The organism is Wolbachia endosymbiont (group A) of Barypeithes pellucidus (assembly GCF_964030885.1).
Lineage (GTDB): Bacteria > Pseudomonadota > Alphaproteobacteria > Rickettsiales > Anaplasmataceae > Wolbachia.
Genome location: NZ_OZ034985.1, coordinates 531,555 through 550,451, shown reverse-complemented (window position 1 = coordinate 550,451; position 18,897 = coordinate 531,555). Strand labels below are relative to the sequence as shown.

Below are 18,897 nucleotides of genomic sequence, written 5' to 3'. Positions count from 1 at the left end.
TAGTAAGTACTATAAGTGGACTACAAGGAAAATAAGCAGTAGAGAATCAGCAAATAAGGAGTTATTAGCAGATATTCAAAAAATATATCAAGCTTCTAAATGTAGATATGGAGCTCCTAAAATTCATGCTGAATTAAAGGCTTCGGGTAAAAGTTGCAACTTGAAAACAGTGCAAAGTATTATGCAGAAAAATGGTATTCAGGCTATATTGAGAAGAAAATTTAAAATTAAGAAACAACAAACGGACAGTAGAGTCGTAATATTAGACCAAAACTTTATTGTCGATCAACCAAATAAAGTATGGGATTACTTATATAAAAACCAAAGAAGGATGGCTATATTTGGCAACAATAATCGATCTATATTCACGCATGGTAGTTGGCTGGTCAATGAGCAGTTCAATAAATAAACAATTGGTTATGGACTCTTTATTAATGGCCGTTAACAAGCGTAAACCTGCCAAAAATCTACTATTACATAGTGATCAAGGTTCACAATATACTTCGCAAGGTTATCAATATCTCTTATCCATAAAAAACATAGTACCTAGCATGAGTCATAAAGGTTGTTGTTACGACAATTCTGTTGTGGAAAGCTTCTTTAGTTCTCTAAAAAGGGAGTTACCAATAGACACCTCTCGGCACTCTAAACAGCATATCAAAACTGCTATATTTGAATATATAGAAATTTTTTATAACAAACAACGTAGACACTCCACTATTAACTATTGCATTCCTGAGCATTTTGATTCATCATTCTCTTTGTAAAAAACATTCCAAACTTTCTCTCCACTTTTTCTGGGTAAGGTCATACCCATCTTTTCCGTCTTCTCCTAATAAGCCTCTTCCCCCTATCACAGCTATAAATTCTTCGAATATTTTATCCCTGTCTTTTTCGTACTTACTAAATTTAGCTTGATTGCATATTCCGTTGAACCATGAAAAAAATGCATTTCTATTGATTGGCCTCTTCCCCTCTACACGCTTTCTCATTTCTGCGTCTTCCTTTGTTACCTTTTCAATAAACTCATGAACAGACAAGAACTCAATTTCCTCTGGAACACGAGTCTCATATTTATTAGTAGTTTCATTATAGTATGCATATTCATATAATTCTTTTGATTTTTTTATAAGATTTTCGGATTTGGTGATATATAGAATTTTCCCTTTCTTGAGCTCCTCTTCTATCTTTCTAAGCTTTTCCAAAGCTACTGATGTCTTTCCACTACCAGCAAATCCACTAACAACTAAAGGTAGATTATACTTTTCTTCAACTATTGCTTCTTGCTTTGCACTAAAAGTGATAAATTTGCCTAACCAACGAATTTGTGGAGCATCTCTAATCTTCACTTCACCCGTACTATCAGAAACTTCTTTGTTGTTTTGATCTACTATTTTTATGTTTTTTATTTTTTCTTTATTTTTTAAGAACTCTGAATTGCCATATTTATGACTCAGAATTACTTCTAAAATAACAAAAGCACCTTCGTTATTATACTTTATACTCGTAAACAATAATCTGTCCCTATCACTCAATTTAGCCCGAAGATATTTAACACCACCCTTACTATGTATGAGCTTTATACTTCCCTGATGTGTACCTCCTCCTTTCTCTAAATCTTCAACTATTGCATTGAACTTTTTTCTTAAAGGACTTTCGCCATCACCTAAATCATGGTCATTAAACTCATCATAAAGAAATACAGGATGCATAACTTCTCCCCTCAATTCAAGCTATAAAAGTTAACCTAATAGATACTATAAATCGTTGTCAGACCTCATTTTAATCGCCAAGTGACTCTTAAGGTACAATAATATCTCTGATTTGCCAATACTCCAATTTTGATTATTTCTTAACACCAATTCTCATTACTATGGAGTAACACTGCAGTTACCATAACTACTGTACATAAAAAATCAATTTTAATATGCTCTAGGTATACTACTCCATCTCTAAACCTTGTCAATCATTAATAAGTTGCTACTAATTTAGCAATACGTGCTGTTAAAAACCTAAACAATACAACCACTTCCAGCAACAAAAACCCAAGGTCGTGAGATACAAGGTGTTCATTTTGAAATCGGAAGGTCTGTGGTTACAATTATCTTGTAAAAACATAATTTATATCAAGCCTGCATTTTTCGCCGTTCACATTCATACATTATACGTTTTATAATACAACGCTCTTGCTTTAATCTCTCAAGTTCATTCTCATATTTGTTAAATTCTATATCAAATTTTGCTTTGCTATTTTCCAAATTCTTGTAATAGGTCCACTCTGCCGCATGCTTTGTATTATTTGAGGTCCAGAACGACTGTACTTTTCTGTCATAGATTGTATTCAACAGCTCTATCTCTCTGTTATAGTTGTCATTCGACAACCGTATTTTTTGGTCAACAGATTGACTGAGTTCATCTATTTCACTTAACCTTATTAAATTATATTCTTGTAACTCACATACGCTTGGATCATCCTCTATTCTTTGTAACGCTATTTCAAATGCATTACTTGTAAAATCTATCACATAACACCTCAAAATTAAAACATATGATTAAATTATATAGGTATTTAATAAAAAAGCAAGTTTTTGCTCGCCAATTCTAATTTCTTAATGTTATTTTCTTATGATTTTTTCTTAATTATATATACACTTTATGTAGATATTAAAATAATATTACTGCTATTCCACAAATCAACAAGAGAGGAAGTTGCTTTGGAATTGGAAGGTCTCTTGCATTACTCTACACATCCGTGTCCATTGCACTATAATGATCACCACTATTATCTTCTTTGTCTAAAGAAACATTAGCATCGGTTTGTGATGTAGATTCATCAGTGTTAGACCCAAATAACCATAAAAAAAACCACCAAAAAATGATGCAATTAATGAAAAAGGCTTCATAAGTATACTAAACAAACTACCAAAGAAAGAGCTCGGCTGTTCTTCTGTTTGTGCAGGTTCTGCGGGAGCAACAGACTCTACACCTTTGGTTTCTACATCTTCTTCTTGACTCACTTTACTATCCGTCGATGATTTATCCACTGGATCAGATTTTTCTGCATTTTTCAATAGGGCTTTTATTTCTTCGTTAGTAGTTAAATTGAAAGGAGTACATCCACTTTTATCTACTGCATCAACCTTTGCCCCTTTATCCAATAGAGCTTTTACTACACCTTCATTGCCATATCGAACAGCAAGATGTAAAGGAGTCTTTCCCTCATTATCTTTTTCATCAACCTCTGCCTTATTAGCCAATAGGGCGTCTACTACCTCTTTATTGTCATTTTCAGCAGCCCAATGTAAAGGAGTCCATCCCTCATTATCTTTTTCATCAACCTTTGCCTTGTTAGCCAATAGGGCGTCTACTATCTCTTTATTGCCATGTACAGCAGCAAAATGTAAAGGAGTCTTTCCACTAATATTTTTTAGATTAGCATTGATTCCATCTTTTCCCAGTAGAGCGTTCAATACATCTATCTCTATGTTGTCCTTTTCAAGAACCAAATGTAAAGGAGTCTTTCCCTCATTATCTTGTGCATTAACGTTTGCATCTTTATCCAATAGGGCTTCTACTGCATCTTTATTGCCATTTTTAGCAGCCAAATGTAAAGGAGTATTTTTTTTGCTATCCGCTAAATTAACATTGATTCCCTTTCCTTTCAGTAGAGCATTCAATACATCCATCTCTATGTTGTCCTCTTCAAGAACCCAATGTAAAGGAGTCTTTCCCTCATTATCTTGTGCATTAACGTTTGCATCTTTATCCAATAGGGCTTCTACTGCATCTTTACGGCCATATTGAGCAGCCAAATGTAAAGGAGTACATTCAAAATTATCTTGTGCATTAACGTTTGCATCTTTAGCCAATAGGGCTTCTACTACCTCTTTATTGCCATTTTTAGCAGCCAAATGTAAAGGAGTATTTTTTTTGCTATCCGCTAAATTAACATTGATTCCCTTTCCTTTCAGTAGAGCATTCAATACATCTATCTCTATGTTGTACTTTTTAAGAACCCAATGTAAAGGAGTCCTTCCACCTAGACATTTTGTATTAACATCAATTTTCTCTGCTGTTAATAGAAGCTCAACTATATCTTTATTGCTATTGAAAGCAGCCAAATGTAAAGGAGTACATCCATTATCATTTTGTAGATCAACAATTGCATCTTTATCCAATAGGGCTTCTACTACCTCTTTATTGCCATGTACAGCAGCCAAATGTAAAGGAGTCCTTCCCTCATTATCTTGTGCATCAACGTTTGCATCTTTATCCAATAGGGCTTCTACTACCTCTTTATTGCCATTTTTAGCAGCCAAATGTAAAGGAGTTTCTTCATTATTGATTTTTGCATTAACATCTGCTCCACCCACTATCAAATTCTTAATTTGCCCTACATCACCATTTTCAACAGCATCAAAAAGTTGGTTATTTAACTCTCTTTTTTGTTGTGTTTCGTTCATAAATCACCAATTTATTAGTATGCTAAATGATAATGCAGTATAAATATTTGATATTTATTAATATTACTACACTTACATTATATATAAAATTTTTAATTCAATTCATCATCACCTACAGCATCAGCAAGCCAAACACTTCCCTTTTTTCGTTGAGCGCCATAAAGCTTTTTCTATACACTTCGACAATCTTTGCCTCGTTTCTATGAGAGTTTCTATTGCATCTTTGTTATAAGATGAGCACAAACCTTTTTTGCCATAAACATGCCTTGATTATTCTTTTTACTCTCGAATAAATTACTATTGATTTTGTAGTATATATTATTAATAATTTAAACAATGCAACCATTTCCAGCAACCAAAATCAGCAAGCGTGAGAGCTTTTTATTTTGGAATCGGTTGGTCTGGGCACTGGGATGACAGGGAAGGAAGGCACTGCCGTCTTGGATGGAAACCAGTGTCAGCTACTCGGATGATACCTTTTTTCTACTTAGTTTGGGTTATGCAAGAAGTTTATTGCATTCCTGAGCTATTTGATTCATTATTCTTTTTGTAAAAAATTTTCTTAACTTTCTCTCTACTTTTTCTGGGTAAGGTCACTTTAAAGGAAGTCTAATAGATGCTACATAGAAATCCAGATGAGTTCCTAAAGTCTATTCCAAAAGATAAGCGCATAATGTGCCTTGACATGGGAGAAAAGCAACTAGGCATAGCATTTAGCGATAAAACACAGCTTATAGCCACAGCTCATAGTGTATATTATAGGAAAAATATGAACAAAGATTTAGGTTATCTGCATAGAATATTTAAAGAAAATGAAGCTGGATCAATGGTAATAGGACTACCATTCAAAATGGACGAGCAAGAAACTAAATGGTGTAAAACCATAATCCAATTCGCAAATAAAATAATAAAAAAATATAAAGTAAATATATACTTACAAGACGAAAGCTTCTCAACATCTATCGCAACTCATACACTAAAAATTACTGGAATATCAATCACAAAATCGAAAAAAATAGATGATAAAATCTCCGCATGTATTATTTTGCAACGAACGTTAGACAAGATAAATACAATCAAATAGTTTTTCTTGAGTTGCTATAACTAGTGCAGCCCTACGTCATACCGTCGCGGTATCTCGTTTGTAGATTCCGCTAACAAGTAACGGAATTTCGGCATTTAGCTATGAATTTAAAATGCATAGTTGAATAATAGAAAACTTAAATCTATTCTACCAAACAAGAACCTTTCGTATAAGCATGACAAATTGCTACAGCAAGAGCGTCAGCAGCATGGTGACATTTTATATCTAAGTTTTTAACTATCTGTTTCACCATAAATATAATATGATCCTTATCAGCATGGCCATTTCCGGTAATGCTTTTTTTTACATAGTTTGCATCATATTCATTCATAGTTAGCTTTGTTATTTTTAACGCTAAAATTACAACCCCTCTTGCATATCCTAAAGTTAGTGAAGATTTAGGATTTTTATTAACAAAAATTTTCTCCACCGCAGCTTCATTCGGAGAGTATAGGGAAATTACTTCCTTTAATTGTTCAAAAATTATATGTAGGCGTTCACCTGTACCCAATTTACCATCAGTTGATATGGTACCGCCGCCCAAAAATTCAATATTATTTTTTTCGATTAGGTCAATAATGGCCCAACCAGTCTTGCTTATCCCTGGATCTAGACCTATTATTTTAACCACTTAATAAACGCTTAACCAATAAATAAATAAAAATAAAAATATCCAGACTACATCTACAAAGTGCCAATACCAGGAGGCGAACTCAAAGCACAAATGGTCCTGAAGTGTAAATTGGCCTTTCCGCGCTCTAAATAAACACACTGATAAAAATATTATTCCTATTATAACGTGTGCGCAGTGAAAACCGGTAATCATATAAAAATTGGATGTATAAATAAGCTTTTCTCCTGTTTCTTGTAGAGAAAAACTCGCTTCATGATACTCTATTGCTTGCACTATTATAAAAAAAAACCCAAGCAATATAGTTATGGACAGCATTTTAATCATGCTCTTTTTATCATTTTCAAGTAAAGAGTGATTTGCCCAAGTAATTGTTGTACCAGAAAGCAATAATATTAATGTATTCATGAATGGTAGTGACCACGGATCAGGTGGCAAAATTCCCTCAGGGGGCCATTCAACTTTTTTTGCAGGAGAAAACGCCTCAAATAAAAAAACTGGATCAAGCCAGGCTTTAAAGAATGAACAAAAGAACACTATAAAAAATACGACCTCCGAGAGAATAAATAAGTACATTGCAAATTTGAGTCCATGTTTTACAATGGTAGTATGACATTTATCATAAATGGCCTCCCTTATTACATCTCTCCACCAGTAGAACAGCACCCCTGATACCGCGAAGATGCCTAAAGCTAAACCAAACATTCCGAAAATTTGTTTATGAAGCGCGCCAACTAATCCAAGTGCAAGAATAAGAATTGCTGCTGATATAGCAATTGGCCAAGGACTTGGGTCCACTAAATGAAAATCATGTTCTTTACTTTTCATAGCATTTTAAAAAATACTTACTAAGGATACAAATTAGCTTAAAATTGTCAATGTTCCTTAGGAAATTGATTGAATCTTGAAAAATTATATGCACCGTTCAAAAAATCTAACACAAATTGTGCAGTTATTCTAAACAACTCAAGCATTTTGCTCTTTTCATTTTCTCTTGCTCTGCTGCAATATCCATCAATAATATTTTCCAAAATAATGCATCCAGACTTTACTGAATCACTGTAACAAAAATTAAACCAATCCCTATATCTATTATTTTTTTTGAATCTATTTTTCATGCTATCAACGACAGTCTTGTATATAAACATGCAAGAATACAAAACCGTCATAGCCTCATAGGTATTACTATACGAGATGGATAAAAGAAAATTAGTGAAATTAAAACACTCAAGAGATTTCTTTCCACGACTTATACCGTACATAGTAAAGTAGTAGTCATATAGCACTCTATTAACAGTCACTGCTCTTTGGGCTACTTCAGTAAGCGAGATAATACTACTATAATTTTCCATTCTGGATGCAGTAATTAAGGTGGTACGAATATAATCACCTAAGAACAACGCCTCTTGTTGAGTATAGAATTTGAAGTTCTCTATATTTAGGGTGTTATTCGCTAACTCAACATCAAAAGGATGCTCAATTATATCCTTTAAAAGATTTGACCCGTAACAGCTCCTAATTATGCCACTGAACACTGTAGTTACCGATAAAGATCAAGTCAACGTAAATAATCCGCTGCTAATATTCTTTGCTAGGCTCTGTGGACAAAATTTTAGAGAAGCCATACAAGAGCCCCGACAAAATTTAGAAAACCCATAAAAACCTCAGCCGTTTTATCGAATCTGGAAAAAATACGCCTAAAGTTCTTAATTTTACCGAAAAAACACTCAATTAAATGACGCTCTTTATAAATGTGTTTATCGTAACCCCTCTGCACTTTTCGATTACGCTTCGGAGGAATAACTGCTGTACATCCCTTGCTTTCAAGACTCGTAACAAAAGCATTGCTGTCATAGCCTTTATCAGCCACTACAGTGGTATTATAGACACTTTCAGTTAATGTTGCTGCTTGTGTAATCTCATTTCTTTGACCAGGGGTCAGAGTAAATTTAAGTGGATTTCCAAGTGCATCGACAAGCGCATGTATTTTAGTTGTAAAGCCACCTTTGCTCCTCCCTAAAGCTTCTTGATCCTTGGAGTTTTTTGTATATCCAGATGAACATGGATGGGCTCGGATGATCGTACCGTCGATTATAGCAACTTCTAAATCAGGCTCTTGTTTAGTATATTCAAGCAATTTTTCCCAGACATCTCTTTCACACCATCTTTTAAATCGCTTATGTATACTCCTGTAATTACCATAAGTTTTTGGTAAAAGTCTCCATTGGCAACCACTTCGGACTATGTACCACACTGCCTCTATGAATATTCTTAAACGTTTTTCATCTTTGCTATGCATTCCTTTTACGCTTTTTATGAACTCTAAAATTTGTTTCCAATTTTCCTCTTTGATGTAATATTGCATATGGTAGTTTCTCCATTTTTTACCTATTAAGCTAAACTACCATCTTTTTCTCTCTTTTCATATTTTTTGTCCACAGAGCCTAAGTTATATTGTGAAATCAAAAAATACTGCCAATTCCCGTCCTGTGTAGCGGTATACAGATTGTAGTTGTATTAAACAAGAGCCTGATATTAGTTTTGACTACCTCAATTCTTCTGTCAGTTAATTCTTGTCTGTCAGATTAAATCTTGTCTTTTACACTTATCAACATATACACTAACCAACTACATTCAATAAATTTGTGTAAGATACCATTTTACATAAGATAGGAGATGGATTATCAAGATTGACACCAACACATAAAATGTTATCCGCAGTAGTTAAAACTCGCCGAACATTTGGTTGGAAGCCTTGTGCATACTTTTCTGTTTGTTGCAAAGCCTTATCTGGAGTAGCGTTAGGACCTGCCCCTGCTTTTAACTCAATAATAATGGGAATAGAATCTAATGCACGATCAGGACCACGAGCTAGCAGGATAATATCAGCATAACCCCTTCCTGCAAATTGCTCTGGGTAAACTCTAAGATTATACCTATAGTGGAAATTCGTGAAAACACCTACCATAAATCCATGATGTGCTGCTTCACGTGCACTACTATCATAGATTAATGAGTTTTCATATTTAGAATGAACCTTACTAATCTTTCTAAGAATTCCCTCAAGAGATTCTTTAACCCCTATCTCTCTACTAGAACTTAGCTCAGCTATATCAGCTTCCGGATTATTCCATACTCCTTTTTCTATTTTATGAAATTCTTTGCTAGCAGGAGAATCAAGTATCTCTTTAACTTCCATATTAACAAAAATACCATCCTTTCCTTTGTAGATCTGTACTAATCTGGATTTTATTCTATCTTGAATTTCATTCTTAATATTTATGATCTCATTCTCAACGTTTCGATTTCTAATCCTCCCCCTATCTATATTATTTCTTAATATGTTTTCCAACTCATTAACAGTAAACTGATGGCCACGCTTACCTTCTGAAATGGAAAATAAATCTATATTATTAATAGCGTCTTCAGCATTTCCAATTTGACCATTTTTAACAACAGCCACTTTTAAAGTTTTCGAAGTATCAAAGCTAAAATAAATCTTTTTAATATTTAACTTTTCTGCAATCTCTGTATCCAGTAAAGTAGAAAAGCTTCCTAGGAAAAAATGTGTAAAAAATCCTGCCTTCTCTACAGAGTGTAAATAGGATGGAATTTGATCTATAAATGATTGAAATCTTGTTTCGAAAGATTTAAAATCCTCTCCTTGCTGGCTTGTGCCAACTGCTTTACCTGCTTCCTCTATCAATAACTGTATTAACTCAAAGTCTTGTGGCCTTACTTTACCCATGACTCTTTTTAAGCCTTTTGCAAGCTCTTTATCATTATCAATAATATTCCTTTCAAGACCAAAATTATAACGGTTTCGTTTACCTGGTGCACCAACATGAAATAACTGTATTTGAATATTTCCATCACCATATTGAGTTTCAACCTCACCAGAAACACTAATTGTTGCGCTAAGTACTCCACTCATTGCTCTTATTTCAGGTTCACCTCCCCAAGTATTAGAGTTCCTCATGTTCTCTAAGTAATTCTCAAAATTGCCTTCAACAAAATCTCTGAACTCATTTTCATGATCACGTATATAATCAACTACTCGATTGCGGAATACATTTCTTACTAAGTTTACAAATGCATCATCATAATCCGCAGTACTTAAATTTCGAACCAAACCTCTAATACGATCTAAATTTTTGGTCACATCTTCTCCATTTCCAAACAAAGCTTTGTACCTTTGTCGAAATAGAGCATCATCGTTTCTGACAGGTATTAAGTAAGCCATAGTAACAGACCAAAATAAGCAGCTACCATCTCCTGGAACATCGATTCTTTTAAACCTACTTTCACTCTCGGAATCAACATCAGACCTTCGATAACGCTCAAATTGAGAAAATTCCTTAACTTGTTCTGTATATTGCATTTCATCTGATAACTCAGCAACTTTTGAATTAACACCTTCTTTTTTAAGACGATTTGTTGGATATTGTGTCTTAAACATAAAACCCCCTTTATTACATTATACCAAACCCACTATTTCTTATCAGAGATATCAATAACATAAACTATTTTTACCTACATGCTAACTTATGTATATAATATCTGTATTATAATGCAACACCTTCCTGACGAAAACTAAACAAGCTAAAGTAGTAACAAGAAACCATCACCTGTTTTATAGAATTACCCTATAATACCTATTAATTACCCAACCCTAATTGCTCACATGCTTTGTTTAATTTTACTTCAGTTAAGCTAGCAGGCCCTTCAGATCTAGAATTACCATATGATAAAAATTTATTTAATGAATCAATATCTCTTTTCTCTAACACAGATCGTATATACTCTGCTTGCCTAGAATCCATAAACTCCTTAATTTGATCAGAATTAGCCTTATCTAATATCGCCCATACTGGTGCCATACAACCTCTATCAATTAAAGGGACTAACAACCTCCCTTGAAATACTGAGCTACTCCTCATTTCTTTATTTAATAATAAGGCACGATGGCTATCAAATCCCTTCTTCATCCACATATACATAAAAAGCTTTACTCCTGCACCCACACAAGACTCTGAGTAATTTTCTAATTCTTTTATATACTTTAACCAAATACAATAACAACTTTCTGAAACATCACTTGACCCCAAGCAGTCAAACAATTTTTGGAATTGATCAAAGCGAAGTGCACTCTGTAGCGTATCTAAACTGCCATAATAACCATTTTCAGCTAAGTCTCTTTTTAGAAGTTCTGGATATTTATCAGGACTTATTTGGCTAAAACAAAATTCGAATATTTCAGGATAACTATTGCAACGGTTCCCTGCTGCATATACCGCTGTTTTCATCAAGATCTCATCCTTTTTCTGTGCACCCATCTCACTTTCAGGTAATGATTTTATTTTATTCCAGAAGAATTCTACTGCCTGCTCTTGCTTAAAACTCATAGCACATTTAAGCCCGTACTCATATGGATGGCAGCCATCTAAATTCAATTTAGAGATATAACCACTGATAAAATGTGACCAAAAAACTATTAAAAGGTTCCCTGATAGGGTCTTAACTAAGTGAGAATACTCCAATAGACTGCTCTTACCTTGAGCTGACAGTTTGTTTTTCCTCTCTTCAAACAAAGCAACAATATCCTCTTCTAGGCAATAACGACAAGCTGTCTCATATCTCTTTTCAGAGCTAAATGGATTATTTGAACCTTGCGCAATCAATTTTTTGCCTACTACTTGCCTATCAAGCTTAACTCCATGTAAATTGTCTACTTTTTTCCAACAATCCTCACTAGATAGCACTTGTGCAAGAAAATTACGTCCTTTCTGGCCGCTTTTTTGGTGTAGACGCCAATTTGCGTAGCACCAGCGTTCAATTTGAAAAAGCTTAGATGCTCTATAGGGGTCATCTTCTTTAATACAAGAAAATAGGACCTTTGGAATATCTGAACGCAGCATAATCACCCCTCTATGAATGGAAAAACATGGAAACTGCTACACCTAACATACACTATAGTAACTTGATACCATTTTGAGTAAGATATCCCGTTTCTAAGTTTTGTCAATCCTCAATTTGAAAAATTTTTTTAGACTTGAATAACTTTTTGCAAAAGGCTCTTAATAGGCTGAATATAAGATCTTTTATTTGCTTTTTAATTTTGTTTTTTGTCATAAGCTTGCCTTAATTCTTCTTTGGTTATTCTAAAACAAATTACTATTAATTTAGTAGCGTATCTTATTAAAAAACTAAATAATACACCCATTTCCAGCACTCAAAACCAAGGGCGGTGAGAAGTGTTTTTCTTGGGATGTGTTGGTCTACCGCTAGATCCGTGCGAACTTTTCAATATAATGATTTTGCTATACGCTAAAATCAGCTATATTGGCTCACTTTTACTAAATCCACGTACGAACTGTTTTGCATAACTTTGTTGCAACAATTTTTCGTTTTTATTTTCATAACCCCGTTTTTGCGTAACTTATTCTCACAAATATACGTACTTTTTTAGATTTTTGGACAAGTAAATAATTAAATTGTTGTTGCTACTAGTTATTGCAATATTTTACCTAAAAATGCCCATTCAAAAAATATTGCTTGTATCGTGGAAGGCGGAGAGACGGATGATAATGATAGCCTATTTATCAAGGAATTAATGATTTGCTTGGCAAGATTATTGTTTGGCGCTATACTTAATTGGTTATTAGTAGGAGATAAGATATGGTTAATCAAACTGACTCCCTAGATTCAAGTTGTGTTAATTTGGGAACAGAAAAGAATCAAGAAATAACCAAAGATCGTCGCTATTCTGGAGATTCAGGCATTGAAGAAAAGGAAGAGTTTGAAGTTTTAGATGGCGAAAATCAAGAGATACAAGCTAATCTATGTGATACACCTCCTGAAGATCTGAGTCTAGAGAATGCAATACTTACGAACTTTCCTGATGGTTGTGATAGGTCGTTTACTGTAGAGTTAAAAGATGAAGATTCATATGATATCATTCCTAAAAACTTAACTTTTGCTGAGATAATAAATATCTTAAATCAAGCTGTAAGGGGAGATAATTGTGAAGAACTAGACAAGGTTGTACAAAATATTGAAGATTATGAAGGTAGGTCTATTACGCTGGATAATGTAAATTTAAAGAGTTTTTGTGAGCAACAACTTAACTTAGATTTACAAGATAGAAGCGATCATCAACATATATATTCAAATGTACTATCACAGTATAAATTTGATCAGGAGAATTTTGAGTGTGATTATTCAGTAAAAGAGTTGGTATTACTAGCAATTGCAGCTAATGACAAGCTGACAGAACGATGTCAGGACATACTTTTTGCTGAAGGAAATCTAAGTCTTTTACCTTTACTTGTTGGTGGTCAAAAATATATTGAAGCTTTTACAGAAAAATTCCATAGTAACGATGGAGTTCATGGAAGGTTAAAAGATCAAGCTATACAACTTGTCGAACCTAATAAGATTAGCTTTTTCTCAGTTATAGCACTAAGAAAAGAGCAAGAATTATTAAATGCAATTTTTGTTGAATACGTTTTAAGAGATTTTGGACAGGTGTTAAAAACAAGTAAACCTGATCCTTTGTATGGTGTGCTTGAAACAGCGTCTCTGATCAAAAATGAAGAATTCATCACGACAGTGCTAGGTGCATTTGAAAAATATATTAATGAGCCAACTAAAAAAGCCTCAACAGAAGGGTTATTAAAAAAGAGCTTTGCTACCTTGTTAGAAACTGCGATAAGTCAAGAACACATATCTGTCATTGAATACTTGTGCAAACGATACACTAATAGTACAGGTCACGCCATTTACGATGTATATGAACAAGCATTTGCAGATGATAAAGTTATTACAATACTAAGGCAACAAATCCTGAAAAACATAGGAGCGCGTGGCAGAAGAGAAATTTACAATTTAGTTCTGAAAACTGCATTGGATGCTGGCAATATTGCATTTATTGAGCATCTATGCAAAGAATGTGCTGAGTGCAGCAATGATGTTATCGGCTATCTCAATCAAAAATTTAAAAATAACGAATTTGATAACATACAAGAATCAATCCTCATTGCATTGTCTAATGTTGAATACAAAAACACAGACGTTATAGTCAAGGTGCTTTTTTACACTGAAGAAATCTATCAAAACGCATCACATAATGAGCAAGTAATTAGGCAGGTCATACAGAATATACTGAAAAATGCAACACACTACTCAATAGGCCAAGAAGATTACTCCTTAGTCAAGGAAGTATGTTACTTATGCACAGAAGAGGGTGCAATTAACGTAATTTTTCAAGAGGAGTGTGGGATTTTTAAATCTAGCATAGAAAAGCGCATAGAAGACCTGAAAAAGGAAAATAAATTATTACAATCTGAAGCTTTACGTGAGTATAATCACAGCTATTTGCCAGGTATTGTAAATGGATTAGCTCAGACTGCTTACATAGCATATGATGAATACACTAAAGATCCAAAAGACAATAAACGTCGAAAGAATATTGATCTAATATTCAGTTTAATGCAAATTAGAAATATTCTACAGTTTTCTATTGACGTGCAAGAATATTCCTGTCATGAATGTCAAGGTTTGTGGGATGAAATGCACCAAACTCCTGGAACTTTTATAATACGAAAAAGAAGTAATAACGTTGCAGATGAATTAGAAATTCCAGTTATAACAAGTGACACTCTATCAGAAAATCCAGGACTTGAAAGTGCTGCCAGTAAGCAGGTAGAAAAAGATGTTCTTGCACAAAAGGGAGAAAGTGATATACTAGATGGCATGATGGTTTCAATAATGGATCGTATAAGTGATAATTTTGAGGAGGATAGAGTGCATAGTAGTGACCAAAATACAAGAAGCATAGAAAAGGAGTTGTCTGATGCTATCTTCAGTCTTGATTATAAAGCAGTAGAATGTTTAGTAAAACGGGTAAAACAAGAGGACAATAATGCAGAACGAATCATTAATCGGGCTTTGGAGAAAGCTCATGAGACAGAAGTTGGAAAGAAAGATCAACAGTCCAAAAATAAGGTTAAAAAAATTAGAGAATTTCTTGCAGTAGAAAGTAAAAGTATTGGTGCTGCTGCAGGTAGACAAGAAGTCCCTGTGGTAGAGCCTAAAGAAAGTGAATCAGATTCACCGAATTCTGAGGAAGAAATTAATGAAGTAAGAATACCTGTAATTGAAGCAATAGAATCTGTAGCTACTGCCATGGTGTCAGAAATGCCTTCAATGGCCACTGAAGAATCTAAATCCGAGCCTGATAACCTAAATGATGAGCAAGATGATCAGCAAAATTTAACAGTACCTAAAGTATCAAGTTCTGTAAGTGAGGATGTTTCGACATCTAGAAGTAATGAAGAAGAATCTGTAGTAATTACACAAGGCAGCCAAAATGATGGTGAACATGATAAAGTTATACCTGAAGAACACCAAGATGATGATGCTATGCAGAACATGCAACCAAAAACTTTAGTTGTTGACAGCAATCCTAGCAATACAGGTGTTGAGGGTGATGAGAAAAAACAAGCTCTCGTTCAGCCTACTGAACCTGTGTCAAAAAATGCTCAAGGTAACAGCAAACAACCTGGTTATCCAAACAAAAACAACCCTAATCCACAAGATGCAAAAAGTAAGTTGCCTGTGATAGCTGCTTCTATGTTAGCAATAACAGGAGTTGCTACAGGAATAGCTGTTGCAGTTTATTTAGAAATGCTAGCAGTGGGAATAACAGTTGGGACTTGTTGCTTAGTTATTGCTTCAATCATATACTATTGTAATAAGCCTTCAAAGTCACTTGAGAATAGCAATGCTGAAGCTGTAGTGAATCAAATAACAGTGCAAAATATAACTTAAGGTAAGAAATATAGCAGGAGAGTTGGCTTTGTTACCTATGAAAGGCCGACTATACAAGCAACTTATTGAAGATCTTATTTTTTTGCAATCAATTTATCCAATTTAGTAGGAGTGTTAAATTTACTAATCTTTCCATAAAAGAATTACAGAGAGATTTAATAATTTAAAGATCCTTCTAAAGAAATTATCTCATTTTTTATTGGCAGACAGCTTGCTTAAACCCGTAAAACTTCTCCATCTGCTCACTCCATAACATTGGTATTTCCCTCAAGTCAGATAGCTTCAAACCCCTTGGCTGCCTCCCATTTACTATATCTTCTTTAATCTTTGGTGCTAAATAATTTAATCTCAAAATTTGCTGTATACGTCTTGTACCTATATTAATTTTGGCACTCAGTTCCTTCACACTTCCATATTTTCCCTCTTCTAGCTGACGTTTCCAGGAATGGGCTCTTACTACTGCTTTGAGTAACGCATTATTTGTTTTCCCCTCTGGTTCTACTACTTTGCATTTGTTTCCTTTCTTCTTTAAATTCATTGCTATAAATATCTCTCCTGATTCAGAACTTATTACTATTCCATCGTCTCTTACCATTACCCCACTTATTAAGTTCCTTACTACTTCCTTCTGTTTTCCGAAGCTTAACTCTTCCCATTCTTCCGCTTTTTCTTGCCAATTTTTGTATAGGTGCTCTGCTCTCTTCATCACTTCTTTTTCCACTTCTCCTGCTACTACTGTTCGATTTACTGATTCACAATTTTTCCCTCCTAGATGATTGTTACATACATAATATCGGTACCTTTTATTTTCCTTTTTTGAGTATGTCAGTGTCATATTTACGTCACAGTTCTTGCACTTGATTATCCCCTTTAGTAGTGCCTCTTCATATTTTTTGCCTTGATAAGGCTGATTCTTTATCAACTCTTGCGCTTTTTGCCATTTTTCTTCTTCTATTATCGCTTCATGCTTTCCTTCATACTCTTTCTCATAATGTCTGATTTTTCCCAGATATATTGGATTTGTTATTATTCTTCTCACCGTCGCTTTTTTAAAGATATCTGATTTTGTCCGGTATCCTGGGTGCGCCAAGAAGTGCTTGGAGAACAGTTGGTGAAAATCCAACACAAACAAAGTCTAGCCAACAGTTTGGAACAGACCACTATGTTGCATGAGGTAACGAGTGTAATAGAGCTAGTGGGATGGACAATGCAGGGTACAACGAAAGTGAAGGGATTGAGTTCCGAAATACCTGAAGACATAGAGGTCGACATTTTCATGGCCATGGAAGACAGCATGAAGGATAACGTAAAGGCAAGTTATCACTCACTCTATCGGGATCTGAGACCGTGCCATGTATTGAAATGGACTTCAAGTGAACTTGGGAGATCCTATGCATTCCTACAAAGGTACGCTGGAACAAGTCAACAAAGGCAAGAACTAGCGGAAGATGCAGGGGAAGTCGGACTGATTGATAGTACTCAGAATGTGGGAAAGCCACGTACAAGGGGAAGCGATCAGCAATATAGTAACTGGAATAGGGATTGCTAGGCCAATACAACGGAGGTTGGAATAACATGCAAAATAAACTAAACCAGATAGCAGTAAGAGCAAAGCAAGATAAGCGACTAAAATTCACATCGTTAGTCCATCTGATAAATACAGAGAATCTTGCGAGATGTTATAAAGAACTGAAGCGTAACAAGGCTTGTGGAGTAGACCAGATAACAGTGGAATCATACGGAGAAAATCTGAATGAGAAACTCGAAGTGCTAGTAGAAAGTATGAAGAGGAAGCAATATCAACCACAACCAGTAAAGAGGGTATATATACCGAAAGCTGGAAGTAAAGAGAAACGCGGACTCGGAATACCATCGACCGAGGATAAATTAGTACAGATTATGCTGAAGAAGATATTAGAAAATATTTACGAGGCAAACTTTCTGGACAGCTCATATGGATTTCGACCTGGAAGAAACTGTCATCAAGCGGTAAATGCACTAGATAAAGCAGTTATGTACAAGCCAATAAACTACATTGTAGAAGTGGATATCAAGAAGTTCTACGATAATATACAGCATAAATGGCTAATGAGATGTCTAAGGGAACGAATAACTGACCCAAATTTGCTGTGGTTAGTAAAGCGGTTTCTCAAGGCAGGGATAGTCGAAGCTGGAAATTATGAAGCAACAAAACAAGGTACACCCCAAGGTGGTATAGTAAGTCCTGTATTAGCAAATATATACTTACATTATGTGTTGGATTTATGGATAGAAAAGAAATTTAAACCAAGATCCAGAGGATATATACAACTAATAAGGTTTTGCGACGATTTTGTGGTTTGTTGCGAAAGTAAGGTAGACGCGGAAGAATTTCTGGAATTACTGAAACAAAGGCTAAATAAATTTGGGTTGGAAGTATCTGAAAACAAGACCAGAGTAGTAAAGTTTGGCAAGAGGGAGTGGCAACAAGCGATAAGAGAGAAACGAAGGACGGAAAGTTTCAATTTTCTGGGGTTTACGCACTATGGTGCAAAAAGTCGTCGTGGTAGATTAATAATGGGACATAAAACCTCAAAGTTAAATCTAGCCAGAAAACTAAAAGAAATCAAGGAGTGGTTGAAAATAGTCCGCGGAAGTATTCGACTTAAAGATTGGTGGCAAGTACTGAAGGCTAAATTAACAGGACACTATAACTACTTTGGTATTAGCGGAAATTATTGGTGTTTGAAACAATTTTACACATCAGTAAGAAAGCTAGCATTTAAATGGATAAATCGGCGTAGTCAGAAAAAGAGTATGACCTGGGAACAGTTTGTACACTACGTAGAAGTAAATCCATTACCAAAGCCAAAAATACATTTTTCTTTATATGCATAAGAGGGACGACT

General features: G+C 34.6%; 13 protein-coding genes and 2 pseudogenes. 5 read left to right on the top strand and 10 right to left on the bottom strand.

What is annotated here, in order from left to right:
- Position 1: 1 nt before the first annotated feature.
- Positions 2–767, top strand: a pseudogene (locus ACQH1X_RS02955) (IS3 family transposase); the annotation flags it as partial.
- Here the strand turns inward: ACQH1X_RS02955 and ACQH1X_RS02950 are convergent.
- The 3 genes from ACQH1X_RS02950 to ACQH1X_RS02940 form a co-directional block, all read right to left on the bottom strand.
- Positions 753–1,712, bottom strand: coding sequence for a hypothetical protein (locus ACQH1X_RS02950; RefSeq protein WP_425386501.1), 960 nt, complete (start codon positions 1,710–1,712; stop codon positions 753–755). The pseudogene ACQH1X_RS02955 and the gene ACQH1X_RS02950 overlap by 15 nt on opposite strands.
- A 414-nt stretch (positions 1,713–2,126) precedes the next feature.
- Positions 2,127–2,525, bottom strand: a complete 399-nt coding sequence (locus ACQH1X_RS02945) for a hypothetical protein (RefSeq protein ID WP_425386500.1) — start codon at positions 2,523–2,525, stop codon at positions 2,127–2,129.
- A 270-nt stretch (positions 2,526–2,795) separates the two neighbouring features.
- A complete protein-coding gene (locus ACQH1X_RS02940) occupies positions 2,796–4,463 on the bottom strand; it encodes an ankyrin repeat domain-containing protein (RefSeq protein ID WP_425386499.1) in 1,668 nt (555 codons plus the stop codon).
- Positions 4,464–5,079: 616 nt separating this feature from the next.
- Here ACQH1X_RS02940 and ruvX point away from each other — a divergent pair.
- Positions 5,080–5,547: a Holliday junction resolvase RuvX gene (gene ruvX / locus ACQH1X_RS02935; protein ID WP_265034323.1), complete on the top strand. Its 468-nt coding sequence runs from the start codon at positions 5,080–5,082 to the stop codon at positions 5,545–5,547.
- Between the two features lie 142 nt (positions 5,548–5,689).
- On the opposite strand, the gene ruvC is transcribed toward ruvX, so the two are convergent.
- The 6 genes from ruvC to ACQH1X_RS02905 form a co-directional block, all read right to left on the bottom strand.
- Positions 5,690–6,178 carry a crossover junction endodeoxyribonuclease RuvC gene (gene ruvC, locus ACQH1X_RS02930; RefSeq protein ID WP_425386498.1) on the bottom strand — a complete coding sequence of 163 codons (489 nt, stop codon included), beginning with the start codon at positions 6,176–6,178 and terminating at the stop codon, positions 5,690–5,692.
- Positions 6,179–7,006 (bottom strand): cytochrome c oxidase subunit 3, encoded by an 828-nt coding sequence (locus ACQH1X_RS02925; protein ID WP_425386497.1) that lies wholly within the window; start codon positions 7,004–7,006, stop codon positions 6,179–6,181.
- Positions 7,007–7,053: 47 nt separating this feature from the next.
- The gene (locus ACQH1X_RS02920) at positions 7,054–7,713 is read right to left on the bottom strand and encodes a TenA family protein (protein ID WP_425386496.1); all 660 of its coding nucleotides are present in this window, start codon (positions 7,711–7,713) and stop codon (positions 7,054–7,056) included.
- 77 nt (positions 7,714–7,790) lie between these two features.
- On the bottom strand, positions 7,791–8,543 hold the full coding sequence (locus ACQH1X_RS02915) for an IS5 family transposase (protein ID WP_425385758.1): 753 nt from the start codon (positions 8,541–8,543) through the stop codon (positions 7,791–7,793).
- A gap of 255 nt (positions 8,544–8,798) precedes the next feature.
- On the bottom strand, positions 8,799–10,637 hold the full coding sequence (locus ACQH1X_RS02910; RefSeq protein ID WP_425386495.1) for an OTU domain-containing protein: 1,839 nt from the start codon (positions 10,635–10,637) through the stop codon (positions 8,799–8,801).
- A gap of 199 nt (positions 10,638–10,836) precedes the next feature.
- Positions 10,837–11,940 (bottom strand): hypothetical protein, encoded by a 1,104-nt coding sequence (locus tag ACQH1X_RS02905; RefSeq protein ID WP_425386494.1) that lies wholly within the window; start codon positions 11,938–11,940, stop codon positions 10,837–10,839.
- 916 nt (positions 11,941–12,856) lie between these two features.
- Here ACQH1X_RS02905 and ACQH1X_RS02900 point away from each other — a divergent pair.
- Positions 12,857–16,009: a host RNA manipulator TomO gene (locus tag ACQH1X_RS02900; RefSeq protein ID WP_425386493.1), complete on the top strand. Its 3,153-nt coding sequence runs from the start codon at positions 12,857–12,859 to the stop codon at positions 16,007–16,009.
- 196 nt (positions 16,010–16,205) lie between these two features.
- On the opposite strand, the pseudogene ACQH1X_RS02895 reads toward ACQH1X_RS02900, so the two are convergent.
- Positions 16,206–17,099, bottom strand: a pseudogene (locus ACQH1X_RS02895) (recombinase family protein); the annotation flags it as partial.
- Between the two features lie 72 nt (positions 17,100–17,171).
- Here ACQH1X_RS02895 and ACQH1X_RS02890 point away from each other — a divergent pair.
- Positions 17,172–17,558, top strand: coding sequence for a hypothetical protein (locus ACQH1X_RS02890; protein WP_246433168.1), 387 nt, complete (start codon positions 17,172–17,174; stop codon positions 17,556–17,558).
- A gap of 26 nt (positions 17,559–17,584) precedes the next feature.
- The gene (gene ltrA / locus ACQH1X_RS02885) at positions 17,585–18,886 is read left to right on the top strand and encodes a group II intron reverse transcriptase/maturase (RefSeq protein WP_425385808.1); all 1,302 of its coding nucleotides are present in this window, start codon (positions 17,585–17,587) and stop codon (positions 18,884–18,886) included.
- Positions 18,887–18,897 lie beyond the last annotated feature (11 nt).

Coding starts and splice junctions, on each gene's coding strand:
- ACQH1X_RS02950 (WP_425386501.1), bottom strand. CDS start 1,712: ATGCATCCTGTATTTCTTTATGATGAGTTTAATGACCATGATTTAGGT.
- ACQH1X_RS02900 (WP_425386493.1), top strand. CDS start 12,857: ATGGTTAATCAAACTGACTCCCTAGATTCAAGTTGTGTTAATTTGGGA.
- ltrA (WP_425385808.1), top strand. CDS start 17,585: ATGCAAAATAAACTAAACCAGATAGCAGTAAGAGCAAAGCAAGATAAG.
- ACQH1X_RS02925 (WP_425386497.1), bottom strand. CDS start 7,006: ATGAAAAGTAAAGAACATGATTTTCATTTAGTGGACCCAAGTCCTTGG.
- ruvX (WP_265034323.1), top strand. CDS start 5,080: ATGCTACATAGAAATCCAGATGAGTTCCTAAAGTCTATTCCAAAAGAT.
- ACQH1X_RS02915 (WP_425385758.1), bottom strand. CDS start 8,543: ATGCAATATTACATCAAAGAGGAAAATTGGAAACAAATTTTAGAGTTC.
- ACQH1X_RS02940 (WP_425386499.1), bottom strand. CDS start 4,463: ATGAACGAAACACAACAAAAAAGAGAGTTAAATAACCAACTTTTTGAT.
- ACQH1X_RS02910 (WP_425386495.1), bottom strand. CDS start 10,637: ATGTTTAAGACACAATATCCAACAAATCGTCTTAAAAAAGAAGGTGTT.
- ACQH1X_RS02890 (WP_246433168.1), top strand. CDS start 17,172: ATGTTGCATGAGGTAACGAGTGTAATAGAGCTAGTGGGATGGACAATG.